21 protein-coding genes are annotated in these 23,344 nt (G+C 70.2%); 12 read left to right on the forward strand and 9 right to left on the reverse strand.

What is annotated here, in order from left to right; translation table 11 throughout:
- Positions 1–18 precede the first annotated feature (18 nt).
- A complete protein-coding gene (lon, locus tag HNP44_RS15170; RefSeq protein ID WP_259141840.1) occupies positions 19–2,355 on the reverse strand; it encodes an endopeptidase La in 2,337 nt (778 codons plus the stop codon).
- 89 nt (positions 2,356–2,444) lie between these two features.
- Positions 2,445–4,460 (reverse strand): heavy metal translocating P-type ATPase, encoded by a 2,016-nt coding sequence (locus tag HNP44_RS15175; RefSeq protein WP_259141841.1) that lies wholly within the window; start codon positions 4,458–4,460, stop codon positions 2,445–2,447.
- Between the two features lie 68 nt (positions 4,461–4,528).
- Here HNP44_RS15175 and crtI point away from each other — a divergent pair, with 68 nt between their 5' ends.
- Positions 4,529–5,977, forward strand: coding sequence for a phytoene desaturase family protein (gene crtI, locus HNP44_RS15180; protein ID WP_259141842.1), 1,449 nt, complete (start codon positions 4,529–4,531; stop codon positions 5,975–5,977).
- 75 nt (positions 5,978–6,052) lie between these two features.
- On the opposite strand, the gene HNP44_RS15185 is transcribed toward crtI, so the two are convergent.
- Both HNP44_RS15185 and HNP44_RS15190 read right to left on the reverse strand, forming a co-directional pair.
- Positions 6,053–6,532 carry an SRPBCC family protein gene (locus HNP44_RS15185; RefSeq protein WP_259141844.1) on the reverse strand — a complete coding sequence of 160 codons (480 nt, stop codon included), beginning with the start codon at positions 6,530–6,532 and terminating at the stop codon, positions 6,053–6,055.
- Positions 6,533–6,543: 11 nt separating this feature from the next.
- The gene (locus HNP44_RS15190; RefSeq protein ID WP_259141845.1) at positions 6,544–6,882 is read right to left on the reverse strand and encodes an ArsR/SmtB family transcription factor; all 339 of its coding nucleotides are present in this window, start codon (positions 6,880–6,882) and stop codon (positions 6,544–6,546) included.
- 157 nt (positions 6,883–7,039) lie between these two features.
- Between HNP44_RS15190 and HNP44_RS15195 the strand changes: the two genes are divergently transcribed.
- Genes HNP44_RS15195 through HNP44_RS15210 form a run of 4 tightly spaced genes read left to right on the forward strand, consistent with a single transcriptional unit; the run spans position 7,040 to position 10,845 of the window.
- Complete coding sequence (locus HNP44_RS15195) at positions 7,040–7,936, forward strand: metal-dependent hydrolase (RefSeq protein WP_259141846.1); 897 nt, start codon at positions 7,040–7,042, stop codon at positions 7,934–7,936.
- A complete protein-coding gene (locus tag HNP44_RS15200; RefSeq protein ID WP_259141847.1) occupies positions 7,933–9,069 on the forward strand; it encodes a PDR/VanB family oxidoreductase in 1,137 nt (378 codons plus the stop codon). Before HNP44_RS15195 ends, HNP44_RS15200 begins: the two co-directional genes overlap by 4 nt.
- Positions 9,070–9,079: 10 nt before the next feature.
- The gene (locus HNP44_RS15205) at positions 9,080–9,976 is read left to right on the forward strand and encodes an alpha/beta fold hydrolase (protein ID WP_259141848.1); all 897 of its coding nucleotides are present in this window, start codon (positions 9,080–9,082) and stop codon (positions 9,974–9,976) included.
- Positions 9,973–10,845, forward strand: a complete 873-nt coding sequence (locus HNP44_RS15210) for an alpha/beta fold hydrolase (protein WP_259141849.1) — start codon at positions 9,973–9,975, stop codon at positions 10,843–10,845. Before HNP44_RS15205 ends, HNP44_RS15210 begins: the two co-directional genes overlap by 4 nt.
- 77 nt (positions 10,846–10,922) lie before the next feature.
- On the opposite strand, the gene HNP44_RS15215 is transcribed toward HNP44_RS15210, so the two are convergent.
- Positions 10,923–11,741 carry a phytoene/squalene synthase family protein gene (locus tag HNP44_RS15215; RefSeq protein WP_259141850.1) on the reverse strand — a complete coding sequence of 273 codons (819 nt, stop codon included), beginning with the start codon at positions 11,739–11,741 and terminating at the stop codon, positions 10,923–10,925.
- 60 nt (positions 11,742–11,801) lie between these two features.
- Here HNP44_RS15215 and HNP44_RS15220 point away from each other — a divergent pair, with 60 nt between their 5' ends.
- The 3 genes from HNP44_RS15220 (at position 11,802) to HNP44_RS15230 (ending at position 13,982) form a co-directional block, all read left to right on the forward strand.
- Positions 11,802–12,671: an exodeoxyribonuclease III gene (locus tag HNP44_RS15220; protein WP_259141851.1), complete on the forward strand. Its 870-nt coding sequence runs from the start codon at positions 11,802–11,804 to the stop codon at positions 12,669–12,671.
- A gap of 70 nt (positions 12,672–12,741) precedes the next feature.
- Positions 12,742–13,158 carry a hypothetical protein gene (locus HNP44_RS15225; RefSeq protein ID WP_259141852.1) on the forward strand — a complete coding sequence of 139 codons (417 nt, stop codon included), beginning with the start codon at positions 12,742–12,744 and terminating at the stop codon, positions 13,156–13,158.
- Complete coding sequence (locus HNP44_RS15230; protein WP_259141853.1) at positions 13,155–13,982, forward strand: oxygenase MpaB family protein; 828 nt, start codon at positions 13,155–13,157, stop codon at positions 13,980–13,982. The genes HNP44_RS15225 and HNP44_RS15230 overlap by 4 nt, the downstream gene beginning before the upstream one ends.
- Here HNP44_RS15230 and HNP44_RS15235 read toward each other — a convergent pair whose 3' ends face one another.
- From HNP44_RS15235 to HNP44_RS15245, 3 genes are all read right to left on the reverse strand, one after another.
- Entirely contained in the window at positions 13,983–14,477 is a 495-nt protein-coding gene (locus HNP44_RS15235) for an FBP domain-containing protein (RefSeq protein ID WP_259141854.1), read from the reverse strand. It lies immediately after the preceding gene.
- Between the two features lie 244 nt (positions 14,478–14,721).
- Positions 14,722–15,243 (reverse strand): TetR/AcrR family transcriptional regulator, encoded by a 522-nt coding sequence (locus HNP44_RS15240; protein ID WP_259141855.1) that lies wholly within the window; start codon positions 15,241–15,243, stop codon positions 14,722–14,724.
- Complete coding sequence (locus tag HNP44_RS15245; protein WP_259141856.1) at positions 15,240–15,746, reverse strand: SRPBCC domain-containing protein; 507 nt, start codon at positions 15,744–15,746, stop codon at positions 15,240–15,242. Before HNP44_RS15245 ends, HNP44_RS15240 begins: the two co-directional genes overlap by 4 nt.
- A 128-nt stretch (positions 15,747–15,874) precedes the next feature.
- Between HNP44_RS15245 and HNP44_RS15250 the strand changes: the two genes are divergently transcribed.
- From HNP44_RS15250 to HNP44_RS15260, 3 genes are all read left to right on the forward strand, one after another.
- Positions 15,875–17,386 carry a flavin-containing monooxygenase gene (locus tag HNP44_RS15250; protein WP_259141857.1) on the forward strand — a complete coding sequence of 504 codons (1,512 nt, stop codon included), beginning with the start codon at positions 15,875–15,877 and terminating at the stop codon, positions 17,384–17,386.
- Positions 17,387–17,466: 80 nt separating this feature from the next.
- Complete coding sequence (locus HNP44_RS15255; protein ID WP_310437693.1) at positions 17,467–18,093, forward strand: TetR/AcrR family transcriptional regulator; 627 nt, start codon at positions 17,467–17,469, stop codon at positions 18,091–18,093.
- Positions 18,090–19,136 (forward strand): DUF6670 family protein, encoded by a 1,047-nt coding sequence (locus HNP44_RS15260; RefSeq protein WP_259141859.1) that lies wholly within the window; start codon positions 18,090–18,092, stop codon positions 19,134–19,136. The genes HNP44_RS15255 and HNP44_RS15260 overlap by 4 nt, the downstream gene beginning before the upstream one ends.
- Positions 19,137–19,142: 6 nt before the next feature.
- Here the strand turns inward: HNP44_RS15260 and HNP44_RS15265 are convergent, their stop codons facing one another.
- On the reverse strand, positions 19,143–19,664 hold the full coding sequence (locus tag HNP44_RS15265) for a SanA/YdcF family protein (RefSeq protein WP_259141860.1): 522 nt from the start codon (positions 19,662–19,664) through the stop codon (positions 19,143–19,145).
- A 245-nt stretch (positions 19,665–19,909) separates the two neighbouring features.
- On the opposite strand from HNP44_RS15265, the gene HNP44_RS15270 reads away from it, so the two are divergent.
- The gene (locus tag HNP44_RS15270; RefSeq protein WP_374758794.1) at positions 19,910–23,308 is read left to right on the forward strand and encodes a (Fe-S)-binding protein; all 3,399 of its coding nucleotides are present in this window, start codon (positions 19,910–19,912) and stop codon (positions 23,306–23,308) included.
- The last annotated feature ends 36 nt before the right edge of the window (positions 23,309–23,344 follow it).

Consider the following 23,344-nt stretch of genomic DNA (forward strand, 5'->3'; position numbering starts at 1 on the left):
CCCGCACCGTCGAACCCGTTACGCGGCGACCTGAGCGCCCTCCGACACCGGCTCCAAGGCCAGCGCGACGATCTCGGCGACGTCGACCATCGGCTTGACCTCCAGCGCGTCGAGGACCTCGGCCGGGACGTCGTCCAGGTCGGGCTCGTTGCGCTGCGGCACGAAGACCGTCTTCAGGCCGTTGCGCTGCGCCGCCAGCAGCTTCTGCTTGACGCCACCGATGGGCAGCACCCGGCCGTTCAACGTGACCTCGCCGGTCATGCCGACATCGCTGCGCACGCGCCGCCCCGTCAGCATCGAGGCCAGCGCGGTGACCATCGTGACGCCCGCCGACGGTCCGTCCTTGGGGACGGCGCCGGCCGGGAAGTGGATGTGCACCGTGCCGTTCAACGCAGCCGGATCGATGCCGAACTCGGCGGCATGCGCCTGCACGTACGACAGCGCGATCTGCGCCGACTCCTTCATCACGTCGCCCAGCTGGCCCGTCAGCTTCAGCTCCGGGCCGGACTCGCCGGGCGTGTGCAGCGCCTCGATGAACAGGACGTCGCCGCCCATGCCGGTCACGGCGAGCCCGGTCGCGACGCCCGGCACCTCCGTGCGCTCGGCGGTCTCCGGGGTGAATCGCGGCCGGCCGAGGTAGCCCTGCAGGTCCCCGACATCGACGACGGTGCGCCCGCCCTCCGTGGCGGAGGACTGCTCCACCGCGACCTTGCGCAGGGCCTTGGCGAGCAGCCGCTCGAACTGCCGGACGCCCGGCTCCCGGGTGTAATTCGCGGCGATCTCGCGCAGCGCGCCGTCGGTGACGGCCACCTCGTCGGCGGTCAGTGCCGCCCGCTCGAGCTGCCGCGGCACCAGGTAGTCGCGGGCGATCGCGACCTTGTCGTCCTCGGTGTAGCCGTCGAGGGTGACGAGCTCCATGCGGTCGAGCAGCGCCGACGGGATGTTCTCCACGACGTTGGCCGTCGCCAGGAAGACCACGTCGGACAGGTCCAGGTCGAGGTCGAGGTAGTGGTCGCGGAAGGTGTGGTTCTGCGCGGGATCGAGGACCTCGAGCAGGGCCGCCGCGGGGTCGCCGCGGTAGTCGGAGCCCACCTTGTCGATCTCGTCGAGCAACACCACCGGGTTCATCGACCCGGCCTCGCCGATCGCGCGCACGATCCGGCCGGGCAGCGCGCCGACGTAGGTGCGACGGTGCCCGCGGATCTCGGCCTCGTCGCGCACGCCGCCGAGAGCCACGCGCACGAACTTCCGCCCGAGCGCCCGCGCGACGGACTCGCCGAGCGAGGTCTTGCCGACGCCGGGAGGGCCGGCGAGCACCATGACGGCGCCCGAACCTCGTCCGCCGACCAGCGACATGCCGCGCTGTGACCGGCGCGACCGCACGGCGAGGTACTCGACGATGCGGTCCTTCACGTCGTCGAGGCCGTGGTGGTCGGCGTCGAGGATCGTCCGCGCGCCGGCCAGGTCGTCCGAGTCCTCGGTCGTGACGTTCCACGGTAGGTCGAGGACGGTGTCGAGCCACGTGCGGATCCAGCCCGCCTCGGGGCTCTGGTCGGTGCCGCGCTCGAGCTTGCCGACCTCGCGCAGCGCCGCCTCGCGGACCGACTCGGGCAGGTCGGCGGCCTCGACGCGGGACCGGTAGTCGTCGGCACCGTCGGGCTCGTCCTCCCCGAGTTCCTTGCGGATGGCGTTCAGCTGCTGCCGGAGCAGGAACTCCTTCTGCTGCTTCTCCATCCCGTCGCGGACGTCGGAGGCGATCTTGTCGCTCACCTCGGTCTCGGCGAGGTGCTCGCCGGTCCAGTCGATGAGCTGCTGGAGCCGCGCGTCGACGTCGCCGGTCTCCAGCAGCTCGCGCTTCTGCTCGTCGGTCAGCCACGACGAGTAGCCCGACGTGTCCGCCAGCGCGGCGGGATCGGTGAGCCGGTTGACGGCGTCGATGACCTGCCACGCCTCGCGGCGCTGCAGCATCGCGAGCACGACCTTCTTGTACTCGGCGGCCAGCTCGCGGGTGCGCTCGGTGACGGGCGCGTCGTCGACGAGCTCGACCTCGACCCACAGGGCCGCGCCTGGGCCTGTGGTGCCGGAGCCGATGTGGGCGCGCTGCTCGCCGCGGAGCACCGCGACGTATTCGGACTGCCCGGGAACCCGACCGACCTGCACGATCGACGCGACGACGCCGTGCGTCGGGTAGCGGTCGTCCAGCCGCGGGGCGATGAGGAGCTTGCCGCGCTCGCTCGCGCGGCCGGCGTCGACGGCGGCCTGCGCAGCGTCGTCGAGGGTGATCGGCACGACCATGCCGGGGAGCACGACGAGGTCGGGGACGAAGAGAACGGGCAGCGAGATCTGCTCAGACATGGGACCTCCAAAGTTCAGTCTGACCCGCTCAACGCCGATGCCCGGCCGGGTTGTTCCGGCCGGGCATCGGCGTTCGCCCTCAGCGGATTTCAGGCCGCCACAGGCTCGCGTTCGGGGCGCGCCTCGTGCTCGACCCCTTCGTGCTCCCGCCCCACCTCGAAGCGCAGCAGCCGCAGCGCGTTGGCCACGACGATGAGCGTCGAGCCCTCATGGATGAAGACCACCGGCCCCATCGGCATGCCGAGGAAGGTCACGATCACGAGGAAGACGACGATGCCGAGCGAGGCGATGAGGTTCTGGCGGATGATCCGGCTCGTCTGCCGGCTCAGCCGCACCGCGAAGGGCAGGCGACCCAGGTCATCGCTCATCAACGCGACGTCGGCGGTCTCCAGCGCCACCGCCGAGCCGGCGGCGCCCATCGCGATACCCACGTCGGCCTGCGCCATCGCGGGGGCGTCGTTGACGCCGTCGCCGACCATGGCGCACCGTCGGGCGTCCGTCCCGGCGCCGGAGAGGCCCCGGACCTGGGTGACCTTGTCCTCGGGCAGCAGTCCGCCGAGCGCCCGGTCGACGCCCACCTCGCGGCCCACGGCCTCCGCCACCTGCTGGTGGTCGCCGGAGATCATCACGATGTCGGTCATCCCGGACTCGCGCAGCCGGTCGAGCACCTGTCCGGCCTCCCGGCGCGGAGTGTCCATCACGCCGATCACGCCGAGGAAGCGGCCGCCGCGGCGCACGATCATCAGGGTGCGGCCGGCGGCCTGCAGACGCGCGACCTCCGCGGCGACGGGTTCGAGCGAGACGTCCATGTCGGTGAACAGGCGCTCGTTGCCGATCTCCACGTTCTCGCCGCCGATGCTCGCGCGGACGCCGCGGCCGGTGACGGACTGCAGGTCGGAGGCAGTGAGCACCGTCGACGTGCGGGCCGCGACGGCCTCTGCGACCGCAGCGGCGAGGGGGTGGTCGGAGAGCTTCTCGACGGCGAGGGTGGTCGCGAGCAGCTCGTCGAGCTCGACGCCGGGCGCGGCGACGGTGTCGGTGACCCGCGGCTCGCCCCAGGTGAGCGTGCCTGTCTTGTCGAAGGCGATCGACGTAACGCGTCCCAGCGTCTCGAGCGGGGCGCCGCCCTTGACGAGCACGCCGGCGCGGGCCGCGCGGGCGACACCGGCGAGCACGGCTGAAGGGGTGGCCAGCGCCAGCGCGCAGGGGCTCGCGGCGACGAGCACGGCCATCGCGAGGTAGAAGGCGTCGTCGAAGGGATTGCCGAGAGCGAAGTAGCCGACCAGGAAGACTCCGATGACGAACGCGATCACGGCGGGCACGTAGATCCGCTGGAACCTGTCGAGGAAGCGCTGCGTGGGCGACTTGGCCTGGTCGGTGGACGCGACGAGCTCGACGACCTTGCTCAGCGTGGAGTCCTTCGCCAGCGCCGTGACCTGCACGACGAGCGCGCCGGAGCCGTTGACGGTGCCCGCGAAGACCTTGTTCTCGTCGGCGAGGCGGCCGGTGCGGGCCGGATCGAGGGGCTCCTTCTCGACGGGCATCGACTCGCCCGTGACGGCGCTCTGGTCGATCGCGGACCGGCCGTCGACGACCACGCCGTCGGAGCTGACGCGGGCGTTGGGGCGGATCAGCACGAGGTCGCCGACGGCGACGTCCTCCACCTGCCGGTCGACGAACTCGCCCGCCGTGGTCGACGGTCCGCCGACGTGCACCAGAGCGGTGCGGGGCGCGAGGCCGGCGAGTGCCTCGATCGACTTCGAGGCCCTGGCCAGCGCGAACTCCTCGAGTGCATGGCCGAGGCTGAACAGGAACAGCAGCACCGCGCCCTCGGCGAACCGCCCGATGGAGGCGGCGCCGATCGCCGCGACCAGCATGAGGAAGTCGACCTCGAACTTGCCGTTCAGCGTGGACTTGATGGCGGAGCGGATGGTGAAGAAGCCGCCGAAGAAGTACGTGGCGAGGAAGAGGGCGGTGCCGACGTCGGGCAGCTTCAGTGCGTACTCGGCGATCATGCCCGCGGTGTAGGTGACGCCCGAGGCGATGGCGAAGCCGATCTCCCACCGCGCCGAGTGGCCGGATTCGTGGTCGTGTTCTGCGCTCATGGCCTGAGCGTATGTCACATATGCATACATTGCAATATATTGCTGTCTGGCCTTTCTAGAATCGTCCCGTGCACATCGGAATCATCGGGGCGGGACTGTCCGGGCTGTCGGCGGCGCTGCACCTACTCGGGGCGGGTCACGAGGTCACCGTGATCGAGCGGTCGGCGCAGGTCGGCGGACGCGCGGGGACGGAGCGCATCCGCGGGCACCTCGTCGATCCGGGCGCGAGCGTGCTCACCATGCCGGAGCTCGTCTTCGACGCCCTCGCCGCAGGCGGACTGGACCGATTCGATGCCGAGAACGAGCTGGACCTGCTCCCCGTCACGCCCGCCTACGCGGGCCGCTTCCCCGCGCTCGACGGACTACCGCCGAGTGTCCTGCACGTCCCGGACGACCTCGCGGTGGACGAACACATGCGCTGGCAGGAGGCGATGTTCGACGCCGCCTACGAACGGTTCATCGGCGGCGACGCCGCGTGGAGCTCGTACGCGAATCCGCGCGACCTCGCCGCCCTGGGGCGACTGGTAAAGCTGGGTGCGCTGCGCTCGATGCAGCATCAGGTGGACCGCCGCGTTCACGACCCCCGCGCCCGCCGCATGCTCACCTTCCAGGCGCTGTACGCGGGCGTCGCGCCGTCGGCAGCACGGGCGGTGTACGCCGTGATCTCGCACATGGACGTGGGTCGCGGCGTCTGGTACCCGCGGGCCGGCATGGGGCACGTCGCCTCCGTCATGGCCGAGCAGGTCGAGCGCGCCGGCGGCACCGTCCTCCTCGGACACGAGGTGATCGGCCTCGATGGCCGACGCGGGCTCGCGACCGGGCTCCGGGCACGCTCGGACGCCGGTGTGCGGCAGCTCGGGTTCGACGGGGTGGTGCTCACCGCCGACGCTCCGATCACCGACCGGCTCATCGCGCCGCTGGGCGGGCGGGCGCCGCGCAAGGTGCGGCTGTCGCCGTCGGCGGTGGTCGCGCACCTCGACGTGGATCTGGACCTGCAGGACCACTGGCCGACGCAGGCGCACCACACGCTGGACTTCGGCGCCGCGTGGGAGCAGACATTCGCGGAGATCACCGCGACGCGGGGCCGCGGGCGGCTCATGAGCGACCCGTCGTTCCTCATCACGCGGCCGTCGGTCACGACGGGCGAGCCCGGACCGGTGAGCGTGCTGGCGCCCTGCCCGAACGTGGAATCGGCGCCGCTGGACTGGGACACGATCGGCGCCGACTACGTGCGCGACGCGCTGCGAACCCTGGAGGGCCGCGGCTACCGCGGGATCACCGGCGCGGAGGTGCTCCACGTGGACACCCCGGCGGACTGGGCACGACAGGGCATGTCGGCGGGCACCCCGTTCGCCGCGGCGCACACCCTGACCCAGACGGGGCCGCTCCGCAGGCCGCAGCGGGTCCCCGGGATCGCGAACGCGGTGCTCGCGGGGTCGATGACGCACCCCGGCGTCGGCGTGCCCCCCGCGCTGATCTCCGGCCGACTGGCCGCGCAGGCGCTCGGCTCCTCGTGAAACCGGCCGAATTCGCCATCACGAGGGAAGATTCGGCCTCGTGACGCAGAATTCGCCCGATTTCACGACGTATTCCTAGAGCAGGGCGTCGATCTGGTTCATCGCCTGGGTCATGCCCTCTTCCATGCCCATCTCGAGAACCTGCTCGAGCTGCTCGAGTGACCGGTGCGTGGCGGTGAGGGTCATGTGCGTGACATCGCCGTCGCGCGCGATGACGACGGTGGTCGTGGAGTGGTCCTCGGGGTCGACGGGCTCGCCGTCCTCACCGGCGAAGCCGTCGCGGAAGGTGAAGGTCGACGGGGCGTCGGTGGACACCGTCGAGAACCAGCCGCTGGCCTTCGTGCCGTCCGGACCGGTCATGTAGTAACGGGACTCGCCGCCGGGCCGCAGCTCGTGACGGACGAAGGTAGCGGGCCATCCGGGCGGGCCCCACCACTTCTCCAGCAGCCGGGGATCCTCCCAGAGCTGCCAGACCCGCTCCGGGGAGGCGGCGAACTCGGCCTCCAGAGTGAAGGTGAGCGCCTCGCGATCGGCTCCGGTGGTGAGCACGGGCATGATGGAACTCCTCAATCGTTCGGGGGGTCGAGCAGCGCGTCCATGCGCGCCACTCGTCCCCGCCACAGGTCCTCGTATCCGCGCAGCATGCGGGTGCCGCGCGCGATGGTCTCGACGTCCGGGCCGACCAGGACCTCGCGGCCCCGCCGGGTCTTGACGACCAGGCCGGCCTTCTCCAGCACCGCCACGTGCTTCTGCACCGCCGCGAAGCTCATCTCGTAGCCGCGGGCGAGCTCCGAGACGGAGCACTCCCGCCCAATCACCCGGACGACGATGTCGCGCCGGGTGCGATCCGCGAGGGCGTGGAAGAGGCGGTCCGCTTCGTCCGATGCGAGTTCATCTACAACCATCGAGTTGTACGTTACCGCCGTCACATACGGCCCGCAAGAGCTTCGGCCCAGCCGCCCGAAAGTGATAGATTCCGTGCCGAGTGCTCTCACAGCCGGTAGCGCTCACTGGACATCAGGGTGTTGAATGTCAAGACACCCACGTGGAAGGAGTCGGACGATGAGTTCGCGCACATCGGCCCAGCAGCACGAGCCCGCAGAGGTCGAGATCCACGCCCGGAACGTGGAGTTCGACTGGGAGAACGTGCCACTCGAGTGGATCCCCGGCGAGCCCGTGGCCAGCGACATCATCAGCAGCATCCTGCACTCCGTGCTCCCCGAGGGCGAGCGCTGGTTCTGCGAGGTCTACACCGAGGCGCTGCCCTTCGTGAAGGACGAGAACCTCGCCCGTACGATGCGCGGCTTCATCGGCCAGGAGGCCATGCACGCCGAGTCGCACGATCGCGCGCTGTCCGAGTACCTGCAGCGCTGCGGCATCGACACCCAGCCCGTGGCCCGGCAGTTCGAGTACATCTTCCGCAGGATCCTCGCGCCGCGGACCTACCACTCGGACCGCGCCCAGTACAACGACATGGTGCAGCGGCTCTGGCTGATCGCCGCGGTCGAGCACTACACCGCGATCCTCGGCGTCTTCGCGCTCAACAATGCGTGGGACGACTACAACGTCGACCCGACGATGGCCGACATCTGTCGCTGGCACGGCGCCGAGGAGGTCGAGCACCGCTCCGTCGCGCATGACGTGGCGAACTACTTCGACCCGAGCTACTTCCACCGCTGCCGCGCGATGATCGTGGGCATCGTCTTCCTCATCCTCGCGCTGCACCGCACGTCGGGCTACATGCTGCGCAAGGATCCGAACTTCAGCTACTCCTACCCGCGCCTGTGGTGGGAGTACCTCAAGGGCTCCCGCAAGAACATCCTGCCGAAGCTGCGGGACGTCGTGAAGTTCACGCTCATCTATTTCAAGCCGAGCTTCGACCCCGCGTCGATCGGGTCGACCGCGCAGGCCGTCGCGTACCTCGCGAAGTCGCCGGCCGCCCGGGCGGCGAACGGATGACGGGCGAGCGCAAGGCACCGTCGGTCTTCCGTCCCTGGGGCGAGCCCGTCACGGAGATCCCCCCGCACCTGTACGGTCGGTGGAAGCGGGATCCGCTGCTGCGCTTCGCCAACGCCTTCTTCGGCGTGACGATCCCGGCGTTCGCGCACCTGATGAAGCCGCGGCACCTGGCCGAACCCAGCACCAGCCGGGACCTGCGGGTGGTCTCGCGCGAGATCGTCGCGCACGACAAGGACGTCGTCGCCCTGACCTTCGTCTCTGCGGACGACTCCCCGCTCCCCCGCTGGACGCCCGGCGCGCATCTCGATCTGCTGCTGCCCTCAGGCCGCATGCGCGAATACTCGCTGTGCGGCGACCCTGCGGACTCCGACACCTACCGCATCGCCGTGCGCCGGATCCCCGGCGGCGGAGGCGGTTCCGTCGAGGTGCACGAGACCCTGCAGGTCGGTTCGACGGTGACCGTCAAAGGCCCCCGCAACGGCATGCCGATGGCCGTACCCGGCCACGGCTCCTCCGCCGAGCATCTGCGCTTCGTCGCCGGCGGTATCGGCATCACGCCGATCCTGCCGATGATGATCGCCGCAGAGCGCCTGGGCCTGAGCTGGTCGATGCTCTACTCCGGCCGCTCCACCGACACCATCCCGTTCATCGCCGAGGTGGAGCGGTTCGGCGACAAGGTCGAGATCCGCACCGACGACGAGCACGGCATCCCCACCGCCGAGACGCTCATCGGCGAGACCCCGGGCCCGACGGCGCTGTACGCCTGCGGCCCGATCCCGATGCTCGAATCGTTGCGCGTGGGCCTGATCGGCCGCACCGACGTCGAACTGCATTACGAGCGCTTCTCCGCGCCGCCCGTGGTGAACGGCAAGCCCTTCACCGCCACCCTGGCCCAATCCGGACAGACCCTGGACGTGGCCGCCGACGAGACGCTGCTGGCCGCGATCCTCAAGGCCAAGCCAGACGCCCCATACTCCTGTAAGCAGGGTTTCTGCGGCACCTGCCGGATGACGGTGACCGAGGGCGCCGTCGACCACCGGGACAAGACCCTGACGCCCTACGAGCGGGAGCAGGGTCAGATGCTGACCTGCGTGTCTCGCGCGGCCGGCGACCACCTGACCATCGATCTGTAAGGCGCACACCATGACCGATCAGCACCGCTTCGACGTGACCACGTCCGACGGCCTCACCCTGGCGGGCTTCCGCTACGGCACCCACGACGCGGCGCGCCCGACGGTGCTCGCGATCCACGGCTACCCCGACAACCACCACGTGTGGGACGGCGTCGCCGCGGCCCTCGACGGCCGCGCGAACGTCTACACCTTCGACGTGCGCGGCGCGGGCGACTCGGAGGCTCCGGCCGGCAAGGCCGGGTACCGGTTCGACCGCCTGATCTCGGACATCTCGCGGGTCATCGACGCGGTGCGCGAGGTCAGCGGCGACCGCTCGAAGCTGCACCTCATCGGCCACGACTGGGGCTCGATCCAGGGCTGGCACGCCGTGGTCGATCCCGCGGTCGCGGACAAGACCGCCTCGTACACGTCGGTGTCCGGACCGAACCTGAACCACGCCGGCGAGTACCTGCAGGGCGTCCGCAGCGCGAAAGACCTGCCGGCCCGACTGCGCCAGGCAGCGGGCTCGACGTACATCCCGTTCTTCCTCATCCCCGGGCTGGCCGACGCCACCTACAAGCGCGGTTGGGGCCAAAAGCTCATCGAGACGCTGGAGAAGCGCGGGACCGGCGGCAAAGTCGCCGATGGGTACACGCGCAGCGACCGCGATTTCACCAACGGCCTGAACCTGTACCGCGCCAACATGCCCGGCCCGTTCCTCAAGCCGGCGGACGCCACCACGTCGGTGCCCGTGCAGGTGATCACGCCCGAGGGAGACCTGTTCGTGACGCCGCCGCTGCAGCTGGCCGGCCTGGAGAAGTCGCCGAAGTCGCGACACGTCTCGGTGCCCGGCGGGCACTGGGTGGTGGCACAGAACCCCGGCCCGCTGGCCGACGCGACCTTCGAGTGGGTCGAGGCGAACCGGTGATCCGCAGCATCCCGGTGCGCGGCCGCTGGGTGCGGGTCCGCGAGTCGGGCGACGCCTCTCTGCCCACTCTGGTTCTGCTGCATGGCATCACGCGGAGCCTGGAGGACTGGGACCCGACTTTCGAAGCCTTGGACGGGGAGTTCCGGCTCATCGCGCCCGACCTCGCCGGGTACGGCTGGTCCGCTCCCCACCCCGACGGTGCCGGCCTCGCCGCGCTCGCCGACGGGGTCGCGGAGACGCTGGCCGCGCTGAACGTCTCGGGCCCCGTGCACGTCGCGGGCAACTCGCTGGGCGGCGCGGTGACGATGACGCTGCTCGCCCGGCACCCAGAGCTGGTCGCGTCGATGACACTGGTGGATCCCGCCGGCTTCGGCAAGGAGGTCACGCCTCTGCTGCGCCTGCTCGGGGTTCCCGTGCTGGGCAAGCTGATCGCAACCACCCCCAGTCGCCCGGGTGCGATCGTCCAGGAGCGACTGATCTTCGCCGACAAGTCCTACGCCACCCGCGCGCGGATCGACCACGCGATGGCCATCGCCCGCGAGACGGACGCCGGCCTCACCGCGTGGAAGACCGCGGACGAACTCGGCTCCGTGCTCGGCGGCGTGCGCCGGGACTGGCGCGACGAGCTGCACCGCACCATCGCTCGAACCCCGCGGCCCACGATGGTGCTGTGGGGTGCGCGCGACAAGGTGCTCCCGCCCACGCATCTCGAGGCCGCGCGGTCGCTGATCCCGCACGCGGAGACACACCTCATTCCGGGCGTGGGCCACATGCCGCAGCTCGAGTGCACGCGCGAGTTCGCGGCGCTGATCACGTCGTTCCTGCAGCGGAATCCCGTGGCGGAGCTGCCGAAGGCCGCATCGCAGTAGATCACCGACGCCGCCGCGGGGTGCCCCTCGAGAATGGTCATGCGGGGCACACATTGCTCCGGTGATCGACTACCGGCTCATCGCGGACCCGAGAGCGCGCGGGCGATCACAGCAGCTTTAGCGGCGGCGGGGACGCGGACGCGACCGGACCGCGCACCGTCGAGCCCGGCGGCGCGGAGGCGGCGCAGGAGCTCCCCGTAGAGGTCGGCGGCGACGCGGACACCGCGTTGGACATCGCGCGGGAGCTGCGCGATGCCGGCGCGCCCGGCCACGAGGTCGGCGGCTGCGGCGTCGAGCGCCTCGTCGTAGGCGCGCTGCGTGAGTTCGGGCAGGTAGGCGCGGCCGAGGCGGAGCTCGTCGTCGGTGAGGTCGCGGAGGAAGTTGACCTTCTGGAACGCGGCGCCGAGCCGCAGGGCGTCGGGCGCGAGGTGCTCGTAGTCCGACGGTGCGACCCCCACCAGGTAGGCGCGCAGGCACATGAGCCCGACGACCTCGGCGGAGCCGTGGATGTACTCGGCGAGGGACTCCGCTGTGTGCGGGGCGGGCGTCAGGTCCGCGCGCATGGAGGCGAAGAAGGGCCTGGTCAGCTCCGTCCCGAAGCCCGTCGCGCGGGCGGTGCTCGCGAAGGCGTGCACCACGAGGTTCGCACTGAAGCCTTCGACGATCGCGCGCTCGACAGCTCCTTCGAGCGCGTCGAGGTGCGCCCGCGGGTCGGTCGGACAGGCACCGTCGACGATCTCGTCGGCGACCCGCACCAGCCCGTAGATCGACGTGACGTGACCCCGCACGCGGCGCGGCATGAGACGCGCCGCGAGGGAGAACGACGTGGAGTAGTCGCGGATCACCACCGCGGAGGCCGCGACGGCGGCGCGGCTGTACCGCTCACTCGGATCCATGCCTCCAGTCTCCCGACCGCCCCTCGGGACGTGTCAGGGCACCCCGATACGGTGGGTTGCATGCGCGTCGCCACCTGGAATGTGAACTCGGTCAAGCAGCGGCACGGCAGACTGCTGGAGTGGCTGGACTCGCGCCGGCCGGATGTCGTCTGCCTGCAGGAACTCAAGCTGACCGACGACGCTTTCGCCACCCTCGTCGGCCCCGATCTCGAGGAGCGCGGCTACGAGTTCTCCACCGCCGGGCAGCCGCAGTGGAACGGCTCGGCGCTCCTGTCCAAGGTCGGCCTGGAGGACGTGGTCGTCGGCATTCCCGGCGCTCCCGCGTTCGACGGGGCGGTCGAGGGCCGCGCGATCTCGGGCGTCTGCAACGGGATCCGCGTGCACTCGCTCTACACGCCGAACGGCCGCGAGATCGATTCCGACCACTACACCTACAAGCTCGAGTGGCTCGCCGCTCTCGTCGCACAGGTGAGGGCCGACACCGTCCCCCAACTGGTCTGCGGCGACATGAACATCGCGCCCACCGACGCCGATGTCTTCGATCCTGCCGCCTTCACGGGCCACACCCACGTCACCGCGCCTGAACGCGCCGCCCTGGCTGCGCTCGCGGACGCCGGACTGCACGACGTGGTCCGCGACCACTGGCCGGACGAGCAGGTGTTCTCGTACTGGGATTACCGCGCCGGCATGTTCAACAAGAACCTCGGCATGCGCATCGATCTCATCCTGGCCAGCGGCGACGTGGCCGATCGCGCCGCGGCGGCATGGATCGACCGGCAGGCCCGCAAAGGGAAGGGCCCGTCGGACCACGCGCCCGTCATCCTCGACCTGGACACCGCCCCTGACGGCGACGTGGGTCCGATGGTGCCGCCACCGTCGGCCGGGCGGGTATCGCCCAAGGGCGCGAAGCTGCCCCAGGCCAAAGACTGACAGCTTCATGTTGCAATAGCAATACTTTGCTCGCTACTCTTCGCCGGGACCACAGGCGAGAGGGAGTGGCGTGGGCAGGATCGCGATCCAGGACGGCATCACGAGGCGGGACGCGCTCCGCGTCGCGGGCATGGGAGCGGCGGGCGCCGGGGTGGCCGCACTCGCTGGGACGCTGGGCACCGGGCTCGCCTCGGCAGATCCCGGCATGCGCACAGCGGGCACCCCCGACTCCGCCACGACGTGGGACCCTCAGTGTGATGCGCTCATGAAGTCGGTACTCGAACGCGGCGACGTCGAGCGGACCAACCGCGCCCTTGCCCAGTGGGAAACGAACTCCCAGCCCGTGCCGGCCGGCGTACCGGCGGACGTGCGGGACTTCATCGAAGAGGCCCGGAAGCTCCCGGACTGGCTCGACCCGCGCCTGATGAATACACCACCCGCAGCTTCTACCTCTCCACGATCATCGGGCTCTGTGGCGGCATCATGATGTCCGTCATTCCGCGCGAGTCCCGGGCCGTGTACTGGTCCGCGGGCGGCGCCGACATGAAGGACCGCATCGCCAAGACCTACCGCCTGGTGTACGACCAGATCGCCGTCGGCGCGTACGGCCCCAGCGGTCGCGCCGCAACGACCGCGGTGAAGGTCCGCCTCACGCACGGCGCAGTCCGGCACCTCCTTCCGCAGTCGCCGCACTGGACGAAGGGCGCCGACCAGCCCAAGCCCATCTCCCAGGCCGACATGATGGTCACCTGGCACACCCTCGCCACTATGGGCATGCGCATCATGCGGAACTGGGGCGTCCACCTCCCGCAGGACGAGATCGACGGGCTGCTGCACTCATGGCAGGTCAACGGGCACATGCTGGGTATTCGCGACGAGTACATCCCGTCGAGCTGGGACCAAGCAGAGCGGCAGGCGCAGAAGGACCTCGACTCGATCATGGGGCCGACCCCGGAGGGGGTCAAGATCGCGAACATGCTCGTGGACCTGGGTCGCGACCTCGACGCGCGGATCGTCTCGCGCCCCGCGATCGAGGCGTTCACCCGCTACTCCCTCGGCGACAAGCTGACCGACTGGATGCAGCTGCCTCCGCAGCCGCTGTACCAGGGCCTGCTCACGGTGGCGTGGCCCACCTATGTCGCGATCCGGGAGGGCGGACTCACGCAAGCCGCCCTCCCGCCCGAGCTGTACCACCAGATGGACCAGATCGCGAACACGTTCGAGCTGGTCTACCTGGGCGGCTTCCGGCCGATCACCATCGCGATCCCCACGGGAAACAACCCCAACTACGGCAAGCCGAAGTACAAGTGATCAGTCCTCGGTACTGAGCACCTCGACGACGAAGCCGGTCACCCGGCGCCGCAGATCGGCGAGGTTCTGCTCGCGGATCTGCTCCACATCAGTGCCCTTGTGGAAGGCGGGAGGCAGCTTGCGCGCGTTGGCGGCGCAACGGAAGTCCTCGCACACGAGGACGCCTAGGGTATCGCCCTTGCGGCCGGCCGATCCGCCCCGTCGCACCGAGTACAGGACCGCCCGGCTCGAGATGGTGACGTCGCGGCACCAGGTGCACATGGCCTTCGCCGAGGGCTTGGCGTCGGCCTGGGTGAGCAGGAGGGTGACCAGCCCATCGGGCGTGGGCACGCTGACGTAGGCACGACGTGGAATCTTCCTGTCGCGCCAGCCGACGAATTCGAGGGCGTCGAAATCGATTTCGTCGAAGTCCGGCGGGAACGTGAGTCGCTTGACCTCGCTCTTCGTGGCGCCTCGGAAAGCGTCGAGGACCTGCTGCTGGGATACGGGATCCATGAGTGAACCGTTTCTGTTGCTCCCGGGCTCGGAGTGCCGGGGAGGGGGGAGTGTATGGGCAGAGCTGCGCAGCCGGTCCGGTGGATCGGCTGCGGGGCGGGATCATCTGCCGTGGCGCAGGGCGCCGGACACTCCTCCTCGGTTCATGGGCCCCACCCTACGCCCGGCCGCGGTGAAACTTCGACACCATTTCGCGCCCAGGGCCCGTCTTCGCACGCGAAACCGCCTCGGAGACGTCGATTTTTCACCTGAACCGGCGGGCCAGTTCGTCCCAGGTCTCGTCGGGCGCACTACCGGTGGGGAATCGGCCGTCGATCTCCAGGATCGCCATTCCGTGCGCCGCCGCCCAGAGCGCCTGCGCCGCGTGCGCCGCGCCAGTGACCTCGAAGAACGGACTCCCCGACCACTCCTCCAGCCCGTCCGGCAGCGCCTCCCGGTCGAGCGGCCCGACGGTGGCGAGCCGGTACAGGTTCGGGTTGGCGCGCGCGACGGCGCGGTAATCCCGCAGCAGCCCCGCCACATCGGAGACGGGCCGCAGCGCTGCGCCCGACTCGGCGAGGGCAACCGCGACGAGCGCGGACTTGACGGCGTCCTTATTCGCGAAGTGCTTGTAGAGCGACGGCGCCCGGATGCCGATCTCGTCGGCGAGGTCACGCATGGTCACCCGCTCCCACCCCTCGCGCTCGAGCAGCACGCGTGCCGCGGCGACGATCTCCCGTGCGCGGGGCGTCGCGGTCCGCATCGGATCCGGCTCGTCGGGGTTCACCGGGCGATCGTAGCCAGCACGCGGACCCGCAACGCGGCGTTCATGGCGTCGAAGCCTGTCCTGACGTCGATCGACGAGCCTGCAACCGGCACGAGCACGCCGCGGAAGCGCTCGCGCTGCGTGAAGCACGTCCCGCGCTCCGTGGCCTCCAGATGGAAGGAGTGCTCGCCGTCGAGCAGCCCGGGCACCAGCACGCGGCCGATCCAGCGCAGCTCGCGGTACGGGTCGACGGCCAGCACCTCGGGCGTGAAGCCCATCTCCGACCCCTCGTTGCGGATGCGCACGTCGAGCCGTCGCCCGGCCTCGAGCCCGTCGGGCGCGGCGGCACGGATGACGAAAGGGTTCCACTGCGGGTAGGCGGCGACGTCGACGAGGACGCGCCACACTGCCTCCGGCGGCGCCTCGATCTCGATCGCGCGCTCGACGGTGCGCTCGCGATACATCACCACGGCGAGCCCCAACACCAGCACGATCACGGCGACGACGGACAGGGTCCACTTCATTCTTCCTCCTTGGCTAACGCTGTTACCTTCACCGTAGGCGAACACTGTTAGCCATGCAAGGAGGCAATTGACCAGAAGGTCAATCCGTGTTTATATGACCCAGCAGTCACATCAGGAAGGAACGGGACATGGCCTCTGTCCTCGTCATCGGAGCCGGCTTCTCGGGCATCGCCGCCGCGATCGAACTGCTCCGCGGCGGCCACGACGTGACCGTCCTCGAGCGCGGCCCCGACGTGGGCGGCGTCTGGCGGGAGAACGCCTACCCGGGCGCCGCGTGCGACGTTCCGTCCGCGTACTACTCGCTCTCATACTCCCCCAACCCGCGCTGGAGCCGGCGCTACGCCCCGCAGGCGGAGATCCTGGGATACCTCCGCGACAACGCCGACAAGTACGGCCTGTACGAGCGGATCCGGTTCGGTGTCACGGTCCGCGAGGCGCGCTTCGACGACGAGTCCCACCGCTGGAAGGTTCGCCTCGACGACGGTGTGGACCAGGACGTCGTCGCCGAGCTCGACGCCGACTTTCTGGTGCCGGCCGTCGGACAGCTCTCCACCCCGATTCTCGCCGACCTGCCCGGACACGACGGATTCACCGGCGCCGCCTTCCATTCCGCGCAGTGGGACGAGTCGATCGACCTCGCCGGCAAGAAGGTCGCGGTGATCGGCACAGGCGCCAGCAGTATCCAGATCGTGCCCGAGATCGCGCGGGTCGCGCGGTCGGTCACCGTCTACCAGCGGTCCGCCCCGCACATACTGCCGCGCCCCGACTCCCGGCTCACACGCATGCACGCGATCCTCGCTCGCCGCGCACCCGTCACCCTCCGCGCCCAGCGACTGCTGTGGCAGGGCGTGACCGAGGGGTTCACAGCCGCACTGCATTACGCGCCGCCGGTGGCCCGCGCCCTCGAACTCGCCTGCCTCGCCTTCATGCGGGCGCAAGCCGGCGACGCCGAGCTGTACCGCACCATTCGGCCCGAGCACCCACTCGGATGCAAGCGGGTCCTGTTCTCCAACAGCTACATCCCGGCGCTTCGTCGGCCGAACGTGGAGCTGGTCACCGACCGCATCGCGCGGGTGGGTGCTACCTCGATCACCACGGCCGATGGGGTGCAACGTGGGACCGACGTCATCGTCCACGGCACTGGCTTCGCCGCCGGCACCTTCCTCGATCACATATCGATCCGCGGAACGGGCGGAACGGAACTCAGCGTCGCATGGGCCGACGGTCCGCGCGCCCACCTGGGCATCGCGGTCCCCGGCTTCCCCAACATGTTCCTCATGTATGGGCCCAACACCAACCTCGGATCAGGGTCGATCGTCGCGATGCTCGAGTGCCAGGCGCGCTACATCCGGAAGGCCCTAGCCTCGATTCCCGACGGTGCCGCCGCCGAGGTCCTGCCCGAGGTCGAGGCCGCATACGACGACGCCCTGCAGCGCAGGCTCTCGACCAGCGTGTGGTCCCGCTGCGACAGCTGGTACGTCGCTGGATCGGGTCGCGTCGTGTCGAATTGGCCCGGTACGGTTCGCGAATACCGACAACGGACCGACCGATTCGACCCCGCCGAGTACACCCTCCGCCCGGCCCCGTGGGACGTTCCCGACAGCGCCCGCCGCGACGGCACGAGCGTGACCGCTCGGTGAGCGATCCCGACGATGGACGGTGTGAACGGAGTGCCACGGTGACACGCGAGTCGACTCGTCCGCGCTCGGGCACCCGCGGCGTGCCGCGTGAGGTGCGGGCCGCGGAGATCCTCGAAGCCGCTGCTGCTGAGTTCGGCACCCATGGCTATGCCGGGGCGCAGGTCACGGCCGTCGCCGAGCGCGCAGGGGTCTCGAAGGCCCTGGTGCTGGCCTACTTCGGCTCCAAGGAGAAGCTGTACATCGCCTGCGTACAGAAGGCCGGGCCCCTCGTCTTCGACGCGGTGCGCGATGCCTTCGCGCAGCCAGACCCCGACGCGCTACCCGGTTCATTGTTCAACCGCGCCGCCGTCCGGGTGCTCACCGGCATCGTCACCTCCCTGGAGGGCCGCATCGGGTACTGGGCACTGCTCTACGACCGATCGGTGCCCGACGGGGACGGCCGGGTCGTGGCACGCGGACAGCGACACCGCCTGCGCGAGCAGTCCTCCTCCGCCGTCGCCGGCGTGGTGCGTGCCGCCGGCCTCACCGATCCCCGAGATCAGACTGCCGCCGTCCTCGTCTGGGAGTCGATGATCTCCGGTGTCATGCAGTGGTGGCGCTTGAACCCCGAGCTGTCCGCCGCCGAGGTCTCGGCGAGCGCCACTCGCATTCTCGCGGCCTGGTCAGTCCCCGCGCCGTCCCCCTCCCCCGAACCGGAGAAGCCATGAGCCACATGATTTCGACCCTGCTGTCCCGCGCCGTCGTCGACGGGGCACTGCCCCTGTTGGATCGACGGATCGAGGCCTCCCGTCGCCCCTTCGACCAGCCGGAGATCCTGCGGCCGCACGCCACGTCGAAGGTATGGTCCACCACGCACTACGGCGTCTTCGTGCCCGATCTGCCGGAGCCGTACCGGTACGTGAACACGATGACGCTGATCGGCGCGGCGGGCGCGGAACTCTTCGACCAGGATCATCTCTCGGCGGCGGATGCACGGAACACGACGACGGTGCTCTCCTCGACCGCCTACGCCGACCAGCACTTCTACCGCGCCTACGATGCGTCGAGCGAATGCCGTTTCGCCGCAGATGGTTCCGAGCTGCGCTGGGGCGACGAACTCGCCATCGACGTGGACCTGCCCCGCGTTACGGTGCGCGGCCGCTACCCGGGCTTCGACGTCGACCTGGAACTCTCGGTGTCCGATCAGGTCTCGTACTTCGTCAAGACCCCGATCTACGACCACCTCAGCCTCACCGCGCCGTACACCGGCACCGTCGACGGCGATCCCGTCGAGGGCGTCGGCACCTTCGAGTACGCCCGCATCCGCAGCCACCAGGCGCTCACCCGCCGCGCGATGCCCTCAGCGCTCAAGCTGCCGATCGACTTCTTCACCTACCAGATCATCGACGTCGACCCCCCCACGCAGATCCTGCTCACGGACGTCCGCGCCCGCGGCCACATCGCATGCCGCCTCGCCCACGTCCGTCGCGTCGGCGAGCCGGCCGAGGTCTACGACGACGTCCGGATGGACGTGGTCGAGACGCGCGAGCTCGTCGACGACCGGGGCCGCGCGATGACGGTGCCGGTCCTGCTGAAGTGGACCGTCCGGGACGGCGACGACGAGGTCCTGACGATCGACGGCTCCGTCGACAGCGAGCTCCGGTACGGGCACGGCCGCGGCTACGTGGGCGCATACACCTATCTCGGCACCTATCGGTCTCAGCCGGTCGCCGGCAGCGCGTACCTGGAATGGATCGACACGCAGCCCTGAGCGCGCTCAGCGTCGGCGCGCGATGTCCAACGCCGCCTTGGGGCGCGACAGGACGTACTCGCGGGCGAGGTTACGAATCCAGGCGCGACGCGTGCACCCGCAGGAAGCGCGGACGGCGTCGGCATCGAGGCCGAGATGACGGGCGAGGGCGGCGGCCCGTCGGGCATGGAAGAACTGGGAGACGAGCAGGACGCGCTCGACCCCGAACTCGTCGCGAGCTCGACGGCACGCGAGGTAGGTGTCGAGCCCGGCACCGTCGGTGAGCAGGGCCGATTCCGGCACGCCCCGGTCGCGGAGCCAGCCCGTCATGACGGCGATCTCGTCGCCGGACGTGCCGCCTGCGTTGCCGGAGACCAGGATCTTCTCGACCTTCCGCAGCCGCAGGAGCTGCAGCGACGCCTCCAGCCGCCCCTCGACGAAGGAGCCCGGGCGGCCGCCGCGTACCGACGCCCCAAAGGCGATCGCGACAGGGGCGGGCGGCGCCGTCTCCGGCGGGTACAGAGGCCCCGCGCCTGTGAGCCCGGTCACCATTGAATGTGCACGTGCGACGGGATTTCGGCGCACACGGACGGCTGAACTCATGAGCACACCTTACCGAGCAGCGAGTTAGGTGAACCTTCGCGCTGGACGACATATATCCGCGTTCTACCGTTAAACCAGACGCAGTGGTTTCGCATCTATGTTACTCACGAGTAATATCGGTGGTTACCAGCCCGCGAGGCAGAAAGGTGCACGACGTGGACCAGACGTATTTGGCCGCCGCCGAGTCCGACATCACCCCGCTGAACATCACCCTCGGCACGATCGGCGCAGTCGCCTTCGTCGTCGCCTGGGCGATCTTCTTCCGCGGCGCATTCCGCATGGTGCGGATCATCGCCCAGGGCCAGTCCGCCAAGGACCGCTGGCTGCCCTTCATCCCCCGCGCCGCGGAGGTCGTGGTCGAGTTCCTCGCCCACACCAAGATGATCAAGAACCGCACCGTGGGCATCGCCCACTGGTTCGTCATGGTCGGCTTCCTCGCCGGCATGATCCTGTGGTTCGAGGCACTGCCGCAGAGCTTCGACCCGTCGTTCCACTGGCCGGTCATCGGCTCCTGGCCGTTCTACCACCTGCTGGACGAACTGCTCGGCATCGCCACCTTCCTCGGCATCCTCGTGCTCATCGTGGTGCGCCAGGTCAAGCACCCGCGCAACCCCGCACTGTTCTCCCGCTTCTCGGGCAGCAAGTTCCTGCCCGCGTACACGATCGAGGCCATCGTCCTGTTCGAGGGCCTCGGCATGATCATGGTCAAGGCGGGCAAGATCGCCATGACCGGCGAGTCCAGCCCCGTCACCGACTTCTTCACCCGCCACGTCGCCGAGCTACTCCCCGCGAGCCCGACGATGGTCACGATCTTCGCCTTCATCAAGCTGATGTCGGGCGTCATGTTCCTCATCCTGGTGGGCAGCAACCTCACCTGGGGCGTCGCGTGGCACCGCTTCTCGGCCTTCTTCAACATCTACTTCAAGCGCGAGCTGGGCAGCCGCCGCGCGCTGGGTGCCGCCAAGCCGATGCTCTCCAACGGCAAGGTCCTCACCATGGAGAACACCGATCCCGACGTCGACAACCTCGGCGCCGGCAAGATCGAGGACTTCTCCTGGAAGGGCTGGCTGGACTTCACGACCTGCACCGAGTGCGGTCGCTGCCAGAGCCAGTGCCCCGCCTGGAACACCGGCAAGCCGCTGAGCCCCAAGCTGCTGATCATGGGCCTGCGCGATCACGGCTACGCCAAGGCGCCGTACCTCCTGGCCGGCGGCCGCACGGACCCGTCGGGCGAGCAGACCGGACTGGTCGACGCCGAGGGCAACCCCGACGAGGCCAAGCTGGAGAAGATCCCCGCCGCGGCCCGCGCGGAGGCCGAACGCGCCCTCGTCGGCCCCGCGGGTGAGGACGGCGCCCTGGGCGGCGTCATCGACCCCGAGGTCCTCTGGTCCTGCACCACCTGTGGTGCGTGCGTCGAGCAGTGCCCCGTTGACATCGAGCATGTCGACCACATCGTCGACATGCGCCGTTACCAGGTGCTCATCGAGTCGGAGTTCCCGCACGAGCTGGCCGGCCTGTTCAAGAATCTCGAGAACAAGGGCAACCCCTGGGGGCAGGCCTCGAGCCAGCGCACCGCCTGGATCGACGAGATGGACATCGACATTCCGGTCTACGGCCAGGACGTCGAAAGCTTCGACGGCTTCGAGTACCTCTTCTGGGTCGGCTGCGCCGGCGCCTTCGAGGACCGCGCCAAGAAGACCACCAAGGCCGTCGCCGAGCTCCTCGACGTGGCCGCCGTGAACTTCTTGGTCCTGGGCCAGGGCGAGACCTGTACCGGCGACTCCGCTCGCCGCGCGGGCAACGAGTTCTTGTTCCAGATGCTCGCGCAGCAGAACATCGAGCAGCTCGACGAGGTCTTCGACGGCCTGCCCGCGAAGCAGCGCAAGATCGTCGTGACCTGTGCTCACTGCTTCAACGCGCTCGGCAACGAGTACCCGCAGGTCGGCGGCGACTACGAGGTTGTCCACCACACGCAGCTGCTCAACAAGCTGGTCCGTGAGAAGCGCCTCGTGCCCGTCGCGCCTCCGTCGGAGGACGTGACCTACCACGATCCCTGCTACCTGGGCCGCCACAACCAGGTCTACGAGGCCCCGCGCGAGCTGATCGGCGCCTCGGGCGCCACGCTCAAGGAGATGCCGCGGCACCTCGAGCGGTCCATGTGCTGTGGCGCCGGCGGCGCGCGCATGTGGATGGAGGAGCAGCTCGGCAAGCGCATCAACATCGACCGCGTCGACGAGGCCCTGAACACCCTGTCGAGCTCGCCCGAGGCCACCCCGAAGAAGATCGCCACCGGCTGCCCGTTCTGCCGCGTGATGCTCTCCGACGGCGTGACCGCGCAGACCGCCGAGTCCGACGCCCCGGCCCCCGAGGTCGTCGATGTCGCGCAAATGCTCCTCGAGTCCGTCCGACGGGGCCTCCCCGAGGGCATCGTCGTCGGCAACCCCAACCGCAAGGTGTCCGACGGTGCCACCGCCCTCGCCGAGGCGCCTGCCGCGGCCCCGGCCGCTGCTCCGGCTGCCGCCGCGACCGCTGCCGCACCGCCGGCACCCGCGGAGAAGAAGGACGCGAAGCCGACGGTGGGCCTCGGCCTGGCCGGCGGCGGCAAGCGCCCCGGTGGACCGAAGAAGCCGGGCGCGCCCAAGCCCGCAGCGGCTCCCGCGGCCGACGCCGCCCCCGCGACAGAGGCACCGGCGGCACCCGCCGCACCTGCGAAGCCCGCGGTCGGCCTCGGCCTGGCCGGCGGCGCCAAGCGACCGGGCGCCAAGAAGCCAGGCGGCGCGGCTCCAGCTGCGCCCGCCGCTGAGGCCGCTCCGACGGCCGAAGCACCGGCGGCACCCGCCGCGCCCGCGAAGCCCGCGGTCGGCCTCGGCCTGGCCGGCGGCGCCAAGCGACCGGGTGCGAAGAAGCCCGGTGCGCCCAAGCCCGCGGCGGCTGCACCGGCAGCACCCGCGGCCGAGGCGCCCGCCGCGACAGCGGCGGAGGCTCCTGCCGCCGACGCCGCTCCCGCCGAGGACCGCACGATGGCCACGGCAGGCGAGTCCAAGGCCGCCGGTTTCGGCATCGCCGCGGGCGCCCGACGCCCCGGTGCGAAGAAGCCGGGCGCGCCCAAGCCCGCAGCCGCGGCTCCGGCGGCCGAAGCCCCTGCTGCATCCACCGAGGCACCCGCTGCTCCCGCAGCCGAGGCACCTGCTGCTCCGGCAGCCGAGGCGCCGGCTACTGCCGCACCGTCGGCCCCGGCGGAGGACCGCACGCTCACGACCGCGGGCGAGTCCAAGTCGGCCGGCTTCGGGATCGCCGCGGGCGCGCGGCGGCCCGGCGCCACGAAGCCGAGTGCACCGAAACCAGCGGCTGTGACGGATTCGGCACCGGCGACGACTGAGATGCCGGTCACACCGGAGCCCACAGTCGATGTTCCGGCCGAGACCCCCGCCGCCGCTCCGGAGGCGGCACAGTCGGCCCCGGAAACCGTCACTGACCAGCCGAAGGCACCGTCGGGCGACAGCGACCGCACGGTGACCACGGAGGGTGCGGCGAAGGCCAAGGGGTTTGGGATCGCGGCGGGCGCCAAGCGCCCCGGTGGACGGAAGTGATCGAAGCTCCACGAACGGCTATCGCTTCTGCGGCAG

Origin of the sequence: Tsukamurella ocularis, from assembly GCF_024807615.1 — a bacterium.
Lineage (GTDB): Bacteria > Actinomycetota > Actinomycetes > Mycobacteriales > Mycobacteriaceae > Tsukamurella > Tsukamurella ocularis.

Bases quoted from the DNA above. Each gene is read 5' to 3' on its own strand.
- lon (WP_259141840.1), bottom strand. From the start codon at position 2,355: ATGTCTGAGCAGATCTCGCTGCCCGTTCTCTTCGTCCCCGACCTCGTC.
- HNP44_RS15175 (WP_259141841.1), bottom strand. From the start codon at position 4,460: ATGAGCGCAGAACACGACCACGAATCCGGCCACTCGGCGCGGTGGGAG.
- HNP44_RS15185 (WP_259141844.1), bottom strand. From the start codon at position 6,532: ATGCCCGTGCTCACCACCGGAGCCGATCGCGAGGCGCTCACCTTCACT.
- HNP44_RS15190 (WP_259141845.1), bottom strand. From the start codon at position 6,882: ATGGTTGTAGATGAACTCGCATCGGACGAAGCGGACCGCCTCTTCCAC.
- HNP44_RS15195 (WP_259141846.1), top strand. From the start codon at position 7,040: ATGAGTTCGCGCACATCGGCCCAGCAGCACGAGCCCGCAGAGGTCGAG.
- HNP44_RS15200 (WP_259141847.1), top strand. From the start codon at position 7,933: ATGACGGGCGAGCGCAAGGCACCGTCGGTCTTCCGTCCCTGGGGCGAG.
- HNP44_RS15205 (WP_259141848.1), top strand. From the start codon at position 9,080: ATGACCGATCAGCACCGCTTCGACGTGACCACGTCCGACGGCCTCACC.
- HNP44_RS15215 (WP_259141850.1), bottom strand. From the start codon at position 11,741: ATGGATCCGAGTGAGCGGTACAGCCGCGCCGCCGTCGCGGCCTCCGCG.
- HNP44_RS15220 (WP_259141851.1), top strand. From the start codon at position 11,802: ATGCGCGTCGCCACCTGGAATGTGAACTCGGTCAAGCAGCGGCACGGC.
- HNP44_RS15230 (WP_259141853.1), top strand. From the start codon at position 13,155: ATGATGTCCGTCATTCCGCGCGAGTCCCGGGCCGTGTACTGGTCCGCG.
- HNP44_RS15235 (WP_259141854.1), bottom strand. From the start codon at position 14,477: ATGGATCCCGTATCCCAGCAGCAGGTCCTCGACGCTTTCCGAGGCGCC.
- HNP44_RS15245 (WP_259141856.1), bottom strand. From the start codon at position 15,746: ATGAAGTGGACCCTGTCCGTCGTCGCCGTGATCGTGCTGGTGTTGGGG.
- HNP44_RS15250 (WP_259141857.1), top strand. From the start codon at position 15,875: ATGGCCTCTGTCCTCGTCATCGGAGCCGGCTTCTCGGGCATCGCCGCC.
- HNP44_RS15260 (WP_259141859.1), top strand. From the start codon at position 18,090: ATGAGCCACATGATTTCGACCCTGCTGTCCCGCGCCGTCGTCGACGGG.